This is a genomic window from Lysobacter rhizosphaerae, assembly GCF_054779795.1.
Genome location: NZ_BAAGXO010000001.1, coordinates 755,118 through 768,063, shown reverse-complemented (window position 1 = coordinate 768,063; position 12,946 = coordinate 755,118). Strand labels below are relative to the sequence as shown.

13 protein-coding genes are annotated in these 12,946 nt (G+C 67.1%); all 13 read right to left on the bottom strand.

Annotation, left to right across the window (positions count from 1 at the left end; genetic code table 11):
- Nucleotides 1–7: 7 nt before the first annotated feature.
- The 13 genes from kdsB to sdhA all read right to left on the bottom strand — a co-directional run bounded on the left by kdsB (nt 8) and on the right by sdhA (nt 12,943).
- Nucleotides 8–781 (bottom strand): 3-deoxy-manno-octulosonate cytidylyltransferase, encoded by a 774-nt coding sequence (gene kdsB / locus ACYVGE_RS03595; RefSeq protein WP_460727095.1) that lies wholly within the window; start codon nt 779–781, stop codon nt 8–10.
- 53 nt (nt 782–834) lie between these two features.
- Nucleotides 835–1,848, bottom strand: a complete 1,014-nt coding sequence (gene lpxK / locus ACYVGE_RS03590; protein WP_460727093.1) for a tetraacyldisaccharide 4'-kinase — start codon at nt 1,846–1,848, stop codon at nt 835–837.
- Between the two features lies 1 nt (nt 1,849).
- Nucleotides 1,850–3,598 carry a lipid A export permease/ATP-binding protein MsbA gene (gene msbA, locus ACYVGE_RS03585; RefSeq protein ID WP_460727091.1) on the bottom strand — a complete coding sequence of 583 codons (1,749 nt, stop codon included), beginning with the start codon at nt 3,596–3,598 and terminating at the stop codon, nt 1,850–1,852.
- Entirely contained in the window at nt 3,595–4,032 is a 438-nt protein-coding gene (locus tag ACYVGE_RS03580) for an ExbD/TolR family protein (RefSeq protein WP_460727089.1), read from the bottom strand. Before ACYVGE_RS03580 ends, msbA begins: the two co-directional genes overlap by 4 nt.
- A 19-nt stretch (nt 4,033–4,051) precedes the next feature.
- Nucleotides 4,052–4,714 carry a MotA/TolQ/ExbB proton channel family protein gene (locus ACYVGE_RS03575; protein WP_310053816.1) on the bottom strand — a complete coding sequence of 221 codons (663 nt, stop codon included), beginning with the start codon at nt 4,712–4,714 and terminating at the stop codon, nt 4,052–4,054.
- Nucleotides 4,715–4,833: 119 nt separating this feature from the next.
- Nucleotides 4,834–7,149, bottom strand: a complete 2,316-nt coding sequence (locus tag ACYVGE_RS03570; protein ID WP_460727087.1) for a DNA internalization-related competence protein ComEC/Rec2 — start codon at nt 7,147–7,149, stop codon at nt 4,834–4,836.
- 97 nt (nt 7,150–7,246) lie between these two features.
- Nucleotides 7,247–7,942 (bottom strand): lipoprotein-releasing ABC transporter ATP-binding protein LolD, encoded by a 696-nt coding sequence (lolD, locus tag ACYVGE_RS03565; RefSeq protein WP_460727085.1) that lies wholly within the window; start codon nt 7,940–7,942, stop codon nt 7,247–7,249.
- Nucleotides 7,935–9,179, bottom strand: coding sequence for a lipoprotein-releasing ABC transporter permease subunit (locus tag ACYVGE_RS03560; RefSeq protein ID WP_460727083.1), 1,245 nt, complete (start codon nt 9,177–9,179; stop codon nt 7,935–7,937). The genes lolD and ACYVGE_RS03560 overlap by 8 nt, the downstream gene beginning before the upstream one ends.
- Nucleotides 9,180–9,212: 33 nt before the next feature.
- On the bottom strand, nt 9,213–9,665 hold the full coding sequence (locus ACYVGE_RS03555) for a hypothetical protein (protein ID WP_460727081.1): 453 nt from the start codon (nt 9,663–9,665) through the stop codon (nt 9,213–9,215).
- Nucleotides 9,616–9,870 (bottom strand): FAD assembly factor SdhE, encoded by a 255-nt coding sequence (locus ACYVGE_RS03550; protein ID WP_460727079.1) that lies wholly within the window; start codon nt 9,868–9,870, stop codon nt 9,616–9,618. Before ACYVGE_RS03550 ends, ACYVGE_RS03555 begins: the two co-directional genes overlap by 50 nt.
- Nucleotides 9,867–10,289 (bottom strand): MAPEG family protein, encoded by a 423-nt coding sequence (locus tag ACYVGE_RS03545; protein WP_460727077.1) that lies wholly within the window; start codon nt 10,287–10,289, stop codon nt 9,867–9,869. Before ACYVGE_RS03545 ends, ACYVGE_RS03550 begins: the two co-directional genes overlap by 4 nt.
- A 62-nt stretch (nt 10,290–10,351) precedes the next feature.
- A complete protein-coding gene (locus tag ACYVGE_RS03540; RefSeq protein WP_310051993.1) occupies nt 10,352–11,137 on the bottom strand; it encodes a succinate dehydrogenase iron-sulfur subunit in 786 nt (261 codons plus the stop codon).
- A gap of 15 nt (nt 11,138–11,152) precedes the next feature.
- Complete coding sequence (gene sdhA / locus ACYVGE_RS03535; RefSeq protein ID WP_460727074.1) at nt 11,153–12,943, bottom strand: succinate dehydrogenase flavoprotein subunit; 1,791 nt, start codon at nt 12,941–12,943, stop codon at nt 11,153–11,155.
- Nucleotides 12,944–12,946: the final 3 nt, after the last annotated feature.

The following is a 12,946-nucleotide window of genomic DNA, read 5'->3' as shown; positions in this document are numbered from 1 at the left end:
CAGCGACTCAGGCATGGCCGGCGATGCGCGCTTCGGCGCGGGCAAGGTCGTCGGGCGTGTCGACGCCCGGGGGAAACGGTGCCGGTGTCGTTGCCACGGCGATGCGATACCCCGCTTCGAGCACTCGCAGTTGTTCCAGCGATTCGACCTGCTCCAGGCGGCCCGGCGGCATCGCGGCAAAGCGCTGCAGGAAGCCGGCGCGATAGGCGTAGATGCCAATGTGGCGCAGCCAATGGCCACCTTCCGGCAGCCGGGTGCGATCACGCGCGAAGGCATCGCGCGGCCACGGCAAGGGCGCGCGACTGAAATACAGCGCGTCGCCGTTGGCGGCCTGCACGAGTTTCACGGCATTGGGATCGAACAGCGTCTCCGCATCGGTCACCGGCGCGGCCAGCGTGGCCATTTCGGCGCCGCTGTCGCGCAGCAGGTCGGCAACGGCGCGAATGCCCTCCGCGGGAGCGAAGGGTTCGTCGCCCTGCAGGTTCACGACGATGGTGTCGTCGCTCCAGCCGGCGATGCGCGCGCACTCGGCAAGACGGTCCGTTCCCGACGGATGCGCAGTCGACGTCATCGCGACGCGTACGCCGCTCACGTTCAAGGCATCGGCGATGCGCTGGTCATCTGCGGCAACCCAGACTTCGCGTGCGCCTGCCGCCAGCGCACGGCGCGCGACATGCAGCACCAGCGGCTCGCCGGCGAGCAGGCGCAAGGGCTTGCCCGGCAGGCGCGTGGCCGCGTGGCGGGCCGGAATGGCGACAACGAAGTCGGATGCTGCATTCATCTGGGTTACTCGCCCTGTCGTGGTCGCTCCGCAAGGCGGTGCGATGGCAAACACTACCCTTTCGTCGCCCGCACCTTGTCGAGCAACGCGACCCAGAACGCCTCGGGCAACTCGGCGCGCACGGGTACGCTGAAATAGTCGTCGCGGGCCAGGTCCGCGCATTTCACCGCGTCTTTCTCGGTCATCAGCACCGGCAGGCGGCTGCCGAACTCGAAATCCGCCGTGCTGTAGCGATGGTGGTCGGCGAATGCGTGCGGGACCACCGCGATGCCGAAGCCGCGCAGCATGGTGAAGAAACGCTCCGGGTCGCCGATGCCCGCCACCGCGTGCACGCGCTGCCCAGCGAACGACGTCAGCGGACGCGAACGACCACCGGTCAATGGCACGGCCTGCTCGGCCAGCAACCGCATCGGCCATTCGCCGAATCCGGCGCCGACTTTGCCGTTGACCTGGCCGGCGTTGCCGCCCAGGTTCACCACGCGGAAGTCGCACCGTTCCGCCCGCTCCACCGGTTCGCGCAGCGGGCCCGCGGGCAGCCGCTGTGCGTTGCCATAGCGGAGGCGGCCATCGATGACCTCGATCTCGATGTCGCGCGCCAGGCGGTAATGCTGGAGGCCGTCGTCGCAGACCACGACGTCGCATCCGGCTTTCGCCAGCGTCGAGGCCGCGGCCACGCGATCGCGGTCGACGCGGAGCTTCGCGCCGGTGTGATGCGCGATGAGCGCGGGCTCGTCGCCGACCTTGGCGGGGCTGCTTTCACGATCGACCCAGCGCGGCTGCGACGGCTCTTCGCGGCCGTAACCGCGGCTGGCCACGCCCGGCTTGAAGCCTTCCGCCTGCAGGCGCTGTACGAGGGCGATGGTCAGCGGTGTCTTGCCGGTACCTCCAACGCTGATGTTGCCGACGACGATCACCGGCACGTCGCTGCGACGACTGCGCAGGAAGCCCTTCTCGTAAAGGCGGCGGCGCAGGCCGGTGACGCCGGCATACACGGCCGACAAGAAGCGCGAGCCCCACGGAACGCGCGCTTCGCCATACCAGTAGCCGGGCCGCTGGCCGCTGCGCATGCTATTCGCCCTCGCGGAACTGCATGCGATGCAGGTGCGCGTACAGGCCGCCCTGCGCCAGCAACTCCGCGTGCGTACCGCGTTCGACGATGTGGCCCTGGTCCATCACCAGCACCTGGTCGGCGTGTTCGATGGTCGACAGGCGGTGCGCGATCACCAGCGTGGTGCGGTTGGGCATCAGGTGGTTGAGCGCGTCCTGGACGAGGCGTTCGGATTCGGTGTCGAGCGCGGCCGTGGCTTCGTCGAGGATCAGGATCGGCGCGTCCTTCAGCATCGCGCGCGCGATCGCCACGCGCTGGCGCTGGCCACCGGAGAGCTTGTTGCCCTTGGCGCCGATGTGGGTCGCCAGCCCCTCCGGCAACTGCTCGACGAATTCCATCGCATTGGCGCCGCGCACCGCGCGGTCGAGATCGTCGCCACTGGCATCCTGCAGTTCGCCGTAAGCGACGTTCTCCGCGACCGTGCCGCCGAACAGCATGACCTGCTGTCCGACCATCGCGATCTGCCGGCGCAGGTCGGCCAGGCGATAGTCGTGCAACGGCTGGCCGTCGAGCAGGATGCGGCCCGACTCGGGTTCGTAGAACCGCGGAATCAGCTTGATCAGCGACGACTTGCCGCTGCCCGAACGCCCCACGATCGCCGTGACCGTACCCGGCGCCGCAGTGAAGCTGACGCCCGCGAGCGCCGGGCGCGACTGGCCGGGATAGCGCGCCTGGACATCGCGGAATTCGAGCAGGCCGTTGGCGCGCTCGATGGGCCGCGAGCCGGCGTCGGGTTCGTCTGGAGCATCCAGGACGGAGAACAACCGCTCCGCCGAGGCGATGCCACGCTGGAGCAATCCCTGGACGTTGGTGAGCTGTTTCAGCGCAGGAATGATCGCCAGCATCGAGATCATCAGCTGGACGAAGCCGCCCGCGCTCAGGCGTCCGGCCGCAGCCTCGCGCCCGGCGAAGAACAACAGCAGCGCAAGCCCGACCGCGCCGGTCAGCTGCACGACCGCGGAGGAAATGCTGCGCGTGGCTTCGATCTTCAGGCTGAGCTTGAGGTGGTGGTTGGCCTGGTCCGAATAGCGCTTCAGCTCGGCCTGCTGCGCGCCGTAAACCTTCACTTCCTGCTGGTTGGAAAGCGCCTGGTCCGCGGACAGCAGCAGTTGCGCGCCGCTTTCCTGGACCCGGTGGCCAAAGCGGCGATAACGCCGCCCGACCTTGTCCATCATCCAGGCGATCACCGGCGCCAGCACCAGCACGGCCAGGGTCACACGCCAGCTGGCATACAGCATCACGGCGAGCATGTAGATGACCTGCAGCGACTGCTGCAACATCACCTTGGCGGAGTCGATGGCGGCCTGCGCGACTTGGTCGCTGTCGGAGCCAAGGCGCATCAGCATCGAAGGCACCGGCTCGGTGTCGAAGCGCAGGCCCGGAAGCCGCAGGTATTTGCCCAGCGCATTGATGCGCATGTCGCGCGAAATGCCGCGGCCCGCCTTCGCCATGTACAGATCGGTGACGTAGCCGGCAATGCCTCGGACGACGAAGATGCCGACGATCGCCAGCGGCAGCAGCAGGCTGAATTCCTGGTTCTTGGCGACGAACGTCTCGTCCACCATCGGCTTGGTCAGCAGGCCGAAGGCACCCGCCGCCGCGCCCTCGAGCATCAGGCCGATGAACGCGATGAGCAGAACCGCCCTGTATGGACGGGCCAGTCCCAGCAATCGCCGATAGATCGCCCACGGCGAGGTGGAGCTGGTCACTGCTTCTTCCCTGGTGCGCGCGTTTCGGGTGCGGTGGCGATCATGACCTGGCGGAAGCCGAGCTGGCCCAGCGCGTCATAGGCGGTGACGACGGCCTGGTGCGGCGTGCGTGCGTCGGCGCGCAACAACACCTTGCGCTCGCGGTCGGTTCCGGCGACTTCGGCCAGGGTGGCCTTCAGTGATTCGACGTCGTCGCGCAGAACTTCGCGGTCGTCGACGAAGTAGCGGCCGTCGGCGTTCACCAGCACGCTCAACGCGCGCGTGGTGTCGGTCGCGGCTTCACCGCTCGCCTTGGGCAGCTGCAGCTTGAGCACCGAGCGTGCGTCGAAGGTAGTGGTGACGACGAAGAAGATGATCAGGGTCAGGATGACGTCGATCAGCGGGATCAGGTTGATCTCCGGTTCGTCGTCCTTGCGGTGGTCGCGGATTCTCATTGGGGTAGTCGGCGGCAGCTCAGGGCGTGCTCACCGGCGGCGTGATCCCGTGCGCGCCAGGCGCCACGCGCGCGGAGGCCGGACGCAGGTCGATGGTGTCGAGCAGCTGGATCGCCTCGTGTTCCATGTCGACGATGTATTCGGCGATACGGCCACGGAACCAGCGGTGCGCGATCAAGGCGGGAATCGCCACGATCATGCCGGTCGCGGTGCATACCAGCGCTTTGCCGATGCCGCCGGCGAGCTGGTTCACGTCACCGATGCCGTGGTCGAGGATGCCCAGGAACATCTGGATCATGCCGATCACCGTGCCGAACAGGCCCAGCAGCGGACCCGCGGCGGAAATCGTGCCCAGCGTGTTGAGGTAGCGCTCCATGCGATGCACGAGGTGGCGGCCGACGTCTTCGATCCGTTCGCGGATCTGGTCGCGGGGCCGGTTGCGGACGTCCAGCGCGGCCGCCAGCAATGCACCCAGCGGCGAGGTCGCCCGCAGCGATTCGATATGGGCCGGATCGAGCTTGCCGCCTGCCGCCCAGGTCCGCACTTCCTTGCCCAGTCCCGGCGGCAGCACCGCGCGGCGCCGCAGCGTCCACGCGCGCTCGACGACGATCGTCAGCGCCAGCACCGACAACAGAATCAGCGGAATCATCGGCCAACCGCCGGCCTTGACCAGTTCCAGCACTCGCAAACCCCCGGCCCATGGCCGTTTCATGTCAGTCCGGCCGATAGCATACGGAGCGGATCGGGCGGTGGCGATATTTCGGGGCGAAACCCGGGCAATCAAGGCATCGGCCGCATTCGTCAAGGCCGTCGGGCGGAATCCCACCATCGCGGCTGTGCGCCGCGTCGCGTTTCCACGTGAAGGTCCCGGGCGCGCAACCGCACGCGCAGGGCCCCGCCCGCGGAGGTATCGAAGGTCTGCGCGCCCCCTTGCTGCCAGCGCCGCAGCACTTCGGGACGGGGATGGCCGAAGCGATTGCCGTGACCCGACGAAACCAGGGCGAAGCGCGGGTGCGTGGCCGCGACAAAGGCCGGATCGGAGGACCCGGCGCTGCCATGGTGGGCGACCAGCACCACATCCGACTGCAAGTCGCCTGCATCCAGGCGGACGAGATCGCGCTCGATCACCTCGCCGATGTCGCCGGTGAGCAATGCGCTGCCCTGGGCGCTTTCGATGCGCAGCACGCAACTGGATTCGTTGTCCAGGTAGGGAAAGTCCGGCGGCGGATGCAGGAAGCGGAATTCGACGCCATCCCATTTCCAATGCTGCTCGGCAACGCAGGCCGCGGTGGCGAACGGCAAGGGGACGCCTTCCGGCGCGGATACGTCGGTTACGGGGAATTCGTCGCGCACGGCCTGGAAGCCACCGGCGTGATCGTTGTCGCCGTGGCTGATGACAGCGCGATCGAGATGCCGCACTCCCAGTGCATGCAATGCCGGAACGACCGCGCGATCGCCCGCATCGAAGCCGTCGCGTACGGCCGGACCCATGTCGTACAGCAAGGCATGCCGATGGGTGCGCACCAATACCGAGAGCCCCTGCCCCACGTCGATCACGATCAGCTCGGCCTCACCGGGCACGGGAATGTCGCGCTCCGGCCACAGCAGCGGTAGCCACAGCAACAACGCCAGCCACTTGCCGGGTGTGCCGCGGGGCAGCAACAGCCAGAACGCGCCCGCAAGGGCCAGGGGCAGCGCGAACCAGCGCGCTTCGGGCAACCACCACAACGACAGGCCGCAATGCGCCAGCCATTCGAATACCGGCCAGCTGAGGTCGAAGCACCACGCAGCAGCACGCCATGCCCACCCACCCGCTCCCGGATGCAGGGTTTCCAGAAACAGACCGATCAAGGACAGCGGCACGACCACCAGGCTCCACCACGGCACCGCGATCAGGTTGGCGAATGGCGCGGCCAGCGATGCCTGCCCAAACAGCACCGCACTCGGCGGCAACAGTCCCAGCGTCGCCACGCCCTGGGCGGAGAGGAATTCCCGGACCAGGTTGTCGCCACCGTGCGGCAGGCACCACAACAGCCATGCCACGCCCAGGAAGCTGAGCCAGAAGCCCGCACCGAGCACCGCGAGCGGATCGACCAACACCATCGCGATCGCCGCGAGCGCCAGCGCTTGCGGCGCGCGCGACGGCCGCCGCCATCCCCGCGCTGCCGCAACGACAACGATCATCAGCACGGTGCGCAGCGTTGGCAGCGCAAACCCGGCTACGGCGGCGTAGACCGTCGCTCCCGCTACCGCAGCCAGTGCCGCCATGACCGGGGCGGGCCAGCGCCGTGCCAGTGCGGGCCAGAGCCACCACGCACCCCGTGCGATCAGCGCGAAGAAGCCCGCCACCAGTCCGACATGGAAACCGGAAATCGCGATCAGGTGGGTCAGGCCATTGGCGCGCAACGCCTCCCAATCCCCATCGTCCAATGCGCGCGTGTCGCCGAGGGCCAGCGCCTGCACGAAACGCGAGCTTGGCGTGCGCACCTGCAGTGCGATGCGCGCCGACATCGATTCGCGCCATGCGTCCAGGCCGCGCGCCGCCGACAGCCGCCGTGCCATTTCCGGCGCGTACACATAGCCCGTGGCGGTGAGGCGTTGCGCCATCGCGTACTTTTCGGCATCGGCGCCGCCCGGATTGCGCAGGCCGCGCGGTGCGCGTACCCGCACCGGCAGCGACCATCGCTGACCCGCCTTCAGCTGGAAGCGCGGGTGCGGCGCGTCATGCCGATGCTCGTCGTCGTACCACGCCAGGCGCAGGGTGCGGCCACGCAGTTCGGACAGGACGGTGTCATCCGCATCGACTTCGAAGAGAAAACGCGTGCGCCTGGGTTCATGCTGCGGCAGGTCGAGGATGCGGCCATGCACGATCGTTTCATGCTTTTCCAGCGTCGCCGGCAGCTGCACATCCAGCGCATGGGCGGCATGCAGGCCCGTCAACGCGAAGCCGCAGAGGAACGCACCAAGGGCGCGACGCCTGCTGGCGTTTACACAACGCTCCACGCCATGCCATGGAAACCGGAATCGCGGCCAGCCGATCCAGCCTGACGACCCGGCAATCAAGAGGACCAGCGACAGTCCCCAGGGCGCCAACCAGGGCAGCCATAGGCAGGTCATCACCCCGGCCAGCAAAGCCAGGGCGACGGGGACTCCCAGAAGGGGGATTCCCAGGAGCGGGGTGGTGGGTGGCGTCCTTGCCACGATGGCCATGTAGCTAGATCTCTTCGCGTCGCAATTCGCGGAGCTTGCCTTCGTGCAGTTCCAGCACGCGGTCCATGCGCCGCGCCAGTGCCCGCGCGTGCGTCACCAGCACGAGGCTGGTGTGGTGCTCGCGGTTGAGTGCCAGCATCAATTCGAACACGGTGGCAGCCGTCTTTTCATCGAGGTTGCCGGTGGGTTCGTCACCGAGTACGCAGGCCGGACGGTTGACCAGGGCACGCGCCACGGCGGCGCGCTGGCGTTCGCCGCCAGAAAGCTCCCCGGGCTTGTGCTCCAGGCGGTGGCCCAGGCCGACGGACTCCAGCAATGCGCGGGCGCGCTGCGAAGCGTCCTGTACACCGGTCCCGTTGAGCAGCACCGGCAACATCACGTTTTCCAGCGCGGTGAATTCAGGCAGCAGGTGGTGGAACTGATAGACGAAGCCAAGCGCCCTGTTGCGGAGTGCACCGCGGGCCGCATCGGACAATGCGCTCATCTTCTGGCCACCGACATAGACCTCGCCGGCGGTGGGCGTGTCGAGCCCGCCCAGCAGGTGCAGCAGCGTGCTCTTGCCTGCGCCGGAGGCGCCCAGGATCGCAACGGTCTCGCCCTTCGCCACCGACAGCGACAGGCCATCGAACACCGGCGTGCGCAGCTTGCCTTCCGCATAGGTCTTGCCGAGTTGCTCGGCGTGGATCACCGCGTCATTCATAGCGCAGCGCCTCCGCCGGGGCCGTACGTGCCGCCCGCCAGGCCGGGTACACCGTTGCCAGGAAAGCCATGGTCAACGCCGCAACCGCCGTCAGCACGACATCGCTGACCTGCAGGTCGGTGGGAAGCCCGGTGATGTAGTAGACGTCTTCGGGCATGAGTTGCACGCCGAACACCTGTTCGATACCGCGCAGGATATGTTCGAGGTTGAGCGTCAGCAGGATGCCGCCGATCACGCCGATGGTTGTTCCGATCACGCCGATCAGCGTGCCCTGCACCATGAATACCTTCATGACCCCGCGCGGCGTCAGGCCAAGGGTGCGCAGGATGGCGATGTCGGCCTGCTTGTCGGTCACCAGCATCACCTGCGAATTGACCAGGTTGAACGCGCCCATGCCGATGATGAAAGCCAGGAGGATGGCCATGATGGTCTTTTCCATCTTCAGGGCACGGAACAGGTTGGCGTTCTCGCTGCTCCAGTCGCTCACGCTGTACGGACCACCCAGTTCCAGCGCCAGGTCGCGCGCGACGTCGAAGGCCTTGTCCATGTCGTGCAATTTGAGGCGCACGCCGGTGACGCCTTCGCCCATGCGCAGCACGCGCTGCAGGTCCTTCATGCTGACAACGGCAAGCCCTTTGTCGAACTCGTTGTAGCCCGCCTCGAAGATGCCGCTGACGATGAAGCGTTTCTGGGTGGCGATCGCCCCCATCGGCGTGCTGCGGAAATCCGACGTGGTGACGATCACGTTGTCGCCCACGCCCACGCCCAGCCACAACGCAAGCTCACGGCCCAGCACGATGTTGAATGAGCCGGGCACCAGCTGGTCGAGCTTGCCTTCGACCATCTTGTCGGCCAGCACCGATACCTTGCCCTCTTCCGCCGGCAGGATGCCGCGGATCAGCGCGGGCTGGTTGCGCGCGCCGGAGATCAGCGCTTCCTTCTCGACATAGGGCGCGGCGCCCGCCACGCGCTTGTCGACCATGGCGACCTTCACCGCGCGCGGCCAATCCTGCACGGGCTCGCCATAGCCAACGACCGTAGCGTGCGCGGTCATCTGCAGCATCCGGTCGCGGATCTCGCGCTGGAATCCACCCATCACCGCCATCGTGGTGATGAGGATGGCGACACCCAGCGCGATGCCGACGATCGATGCGAAGGATATGAAGGAGATGAAACCATTGCGGCGTTTGGCGCGCAGGTAGCGCAGGCCGATGGCGACGGGAACGGGTTTGAACATGCCGGATTGAATCGAGGCCGTGGCGCGAAGCGGCTATGGTGCCACCGAACGCGGTGAACGCGCCGGCACCCGGTCGGCCATGGCCAGCCGCAGTTCACGCCGCGCGGCGGCATTAAGGTTGTCCGGCCAACCCTGCAACCGGTGGCGCCCGCCAGCGGCACCGCGCCAGCGCAGGAAGGCCAATGGACCGCGCCACTGCACCTGCAGGTCGATCATCGCCTCGCCATCGAGCGTCGCGTCGGCCTCGCCCGGGAGAATCACCAGGTTGGCGGCAGGCCGGAGCAGTTCGCGCATCGCCAGCCGGGCGCCATGCACGATCGATGCAATGGCCAACGGAAGGGAAACCGGCCAGGGCAGCTCCGAGGCGATCGCGGCTACCGTGGCGAGGATGCCCAGCGCAAGGCACGCGGCGGCGAAGGCGCGCGAGGGGTGCCACTCAAGGCGGCAAGGCGCGGATGCGTTCGACCAGGGTCTGGATGTCGACATCGTCGGCGGTCTCGTGGCCCATGAACCAATGCCACAACCTATCGTCTTCGGTTTCCAGCAGCCGTAGGAAAACACCGCGCTCGGCCGCGGGACTTTGCCGCCATTCGCGGTCTAGGTACCGGCCCAGCAGCTGGTCGAGCTCGCGCATGCCGCGTCGGCAACGCCAGCGCAGGCGACGCAATTCGGCTTCGTCGGCGTCGCTCATGCGCGCAGCAACCCGTAACCCAGCACGCCCCACAGCGTCCACATGACCATGCCGCCCGTGACGTAGACGTAGAAGCGGTGCATGACCTTGTTGTAGGTGCACTGGATCCAGCTGTGCACCACGCGCAGGGCGACGAACAGCCAGGCCAGTACCAGCACCGCCGTGGTCGAGAGCTGTGCCTGCGCCGCAACCACCAGCGCGAGGTAGAACAGTACGGGCAACTCGAACAGGTTGCGGAAGTTGTCGGCGGCGCGGCTGTCGGTCAGTTTCGCCGCCGCCTGCGCGGACGTGGCCACCGCCTGCGGGTGGATGCGTTCGCGCTTCATCTGCGCAATGCGGGTGGCATACATGCGCCACCAGACGACAAAGGTCAGCACCGCCATCGCCACGGCCGGCAGGAAGATCGCGTTGTCGCCCATCCGACTCTCCTCAAGCAAAAGGCGTGCATCGCACGCCTTCTGATCTGCTGTGCGGAATTCGCTCAGACTCGCCGAGCGAGCATCAGCTTCTTGATCTCGGCGATCGCCAACGCCGGATTCAGGCCCTTCGGGCAGGTCCGCGCGCAGTTCATGATCGTGTGGCAGCGATACAGCTTGAACGGATCTTCGAGATCGTCCAGGCGCGCACCGGTGTCCTCGTCACGCGAATCGACGATCCAGCGGTATGCCTGGAGGAGGATCGCAGGGCCGAGGTAGCGTTCGCCGTTCCACCAGTAGCTGGGGCACGACGTGGAGCAGCATGCGCACAGGATGCATTCGTACAGACCGTCGAGCTTCTTGCGGTCGGCCGGAGACTGCAGGCGCTCGCGGTCCGACGGCGTGGGGCTCTGGGTGCGCAGCCACGGCTTGATCGACGCGTATTGCGCGTAGAAGTGCGTCATGTCCGGGACGAGATCCTTCACCACCGGCATGTGCGGCAGCGGATAGATCGGCACGTCGCCCTTGCTGCTGCAGTCGGCGATCGCCTTGGTGCAGGCCAAGGTGTTGGTGCCATCGATGTTCATCGCGCACGAACCGCAGATGCCTTCGCGGCAGGAGCGGCGGAAGGTCAGCGTCGGATCGATCTCGTTCTTGATCTTGATCAGTGCGTCGAGAACCATCGGACCGCACGTCGCCATGTCCACCTCGTAGGTGTCCACGCGCGGATTCATGCCATCGTCCGGATTCCAGCGATAGACCTTGAACGTGCGCGGCTGCTTGGCGCCGGGCGACGCCCAGTGGCGACCGTTCTGGATCTGCGAGTTCTTGGGTAGGGAAAATTCAGCCACGGTGCTCGCTCCGGATCAGTAGACGCGCTTCTTCGGCGGCACCACGGCGACGTCATCGGTCAGCGTGTACATGTGCACCGGGCGGTAGTCGATCTTGGTGTTGCCGGCTTCGTCGACCGAGCACAGGGTGTGCTTCTGCCAGTTGGCATCGTCGCGGTCTGGGAAGTCCTCGCGAGCGTGCGCGCCGCGGGATTCCTTGCGGTTCTCCGCGGACACGATCGTCACCAGTGCCTGGTCGAGCAGGTTCGACAGTTCGAACGTCTCGATCAGATCCGAGTTCCAGATCAGGGAACGGTCGCTGATCTTGACGTCGGCGAAGGACGCATGGATCTCGCGCATCTTCCGCACGCCATCGGCCAGCGTTTCGCCGGTGCGGAACACGGCCGCATCGGCCTGCATCGTGCGCTGCATCTTGTCGCGGATGACCGACGTCGGCGTGTCGCCGGTGGCGTTGCGCAGCTTGTCCAGGCGCGCGAGCGAGGCATCGCAGGCGTCAGCGGCGAGCTTGGCCTGGTCGCCGTTGGGCTTGATCGTCTCGGCGGCGCGGTTGGCGACTGCGCGGCCGAAAACGACCAGGTCGAGCAGCGAGTTCGACCCCAGGCGGTTGGCGCCATGCACCGACACGCAGGCGGCTTCGCCGATCGCGTACAGGCCCGGCACCACGGCGTCGGGATTGCCATCGCGCAGTTGCACCACTTCGCCGTGGTAATTGGTCGGAATGCCGCCCATGTTGTAGTGCACGGTCGGCAGCACCGGAATCGGCTGCTTCTCCACGTCGACACCGGCGAAGATGCGCGCCGATTCGGCGATGCCCGGCAGCTTTTCGTGGATGACTTCCGGGCCAAGGTGGGTCAGGTCGAGCAGGATGTGGTCCTTGTGCTCGCCGACGCCGCGGCCTTCGCGGATCTCGATGGTCATCGCGCGACTGACCATGTCGCGTGGGGCGAGGTCCTTCACGCTCGGTGCGTAGCGCTCCATGAAGCGCTCACCGTTGCTGTTGCGCAGGATGCCGCCTTCGCCACGCACGCCCTCGGTGATCAGGCAGCCTGCGCCGTAGATACCGGTCGGATGGAACTGCACGAATTCCATGTCCTGCATGCCCAGGCCGGCACGCAGCGCCATGCCGCCGCCGTCGCCGGTGCAGGTGTGCGCGGAAGTCGCGCTGAAGTAGGCGCGGCCGTAGCCGCCGGTGGCCAGCACCGTGCCCTGCGCGCGGAACAGGTGCAGCATGCCTTCGGCCATGTCCAGGGCGAGCACGCCGCGACAGGCGCCGTGCTGGTCCATGATCAGGTCGAGGGCGAAGTATTCGATGAAGAACTGCGCGTCGTGCGCGAGCGACTGCTGGTACAGCGTGTGCAGGATCGCGTGGCCGGTGCGGTCCGCCGCCGCGCAGGTGCGCTGCGCCGGCGGGCCTTCGCCGAAGCGCGTGGTCATGCCGCCGAACGGACGCTGGTAGATCTTGCCGTCGTCGGTACGCGAGAACGGCACGCCGTAGTGCTCGAGCTCGATGATGGCCGGAATCGCTTCCTTGCACATGTATTCGATCGCGTCCTGGTCGCCCAGCCAGTCCGAACCCTTCACGGTGTCGAAGAAGTGGTAGCGCCAGTCGTCCTCGCCCATGTTGGCGAGCGCCGCGGCCACGCCGCCCTGCGCCGCCACGGTGTGCGAGCGGGTGGGAAAGACCTTGGTGATGCACGCGGTCTTCAGGCCCTTCTGGGCGAGGCCGAAGGTGGCGCGCAGGCCCGCGCCACCGGCGCCGACCACGACCATGTCGAATTTGTGTTCCTGGATGTTGTACGCAGCCACGAC

Bases quoted from the DNA above. Each gene is read 5' to 3' on its own strand.
- lpxK (WP_460727093.1), bottom strand. From the start codon at position 1,848: ATGCGCAGCGGCCAGCGGCCCGGCTACTGGTATGGCGAAGCGCGCGTT.
- ACYVGE_RS03550 (WP_460727079.1), bottom strand. From the start codon at position 9,870: ATGAGCGACGCCGACGAAGCCGAATTGCGTCGCCTGCGCTGGCGTTGC.
- lolD (WP_460727085.1), bottom strand. From the start codon at position 7,942: ATGAATGACGCGGTGATCCACGCCGAGCAACTCGGCAAGACCTATGCG.
- kdsB (WP_460727095.1), bottom strand. From the start codon at position 781: ATGAATGCAGCATCCGACTTCGTTGTCGCCATTCCGGCCCGCCACGCG.
- ACYVGE_RS03545 (WP_460727077.1), bottom strand. From the start codon at position 10,289: ATGGGCGACAACGCGATCTTCCTGCCGGCCGTGGCGATGGCGGTGCTG.
- ACYVGE_RS03570 (WP_460727087.1), bottom strand. From the start codon at position 7,149: ATGACCTGCCTATGGCTGCCCTGGTTGGCGCCCTGGGGACTGTCGCTG.
- ACYVGE_RS03580 (WP_460727089.1), bottom strand. From the start codon at position 4,032: ATGAGAATCCGCGACCACCGCAAGGACGACGAACCGGAGATCAACCTG.
- ACYVGE_RS03560 (WP_460727083.1), bottom strand. From the start codon at position 9,179: ATGTTCAAACCCGTTCCCGTCGCCATCGGCCTGCGCTACCTGCGCGCC.
- ACYVGE_RS03555 (WP_460727081.1), bottom strand. From the start codon at position 9,665: ATGTCGACATCCAGACCCTGGTCGAACGCATCCGCGCCTTGCCGCCTT.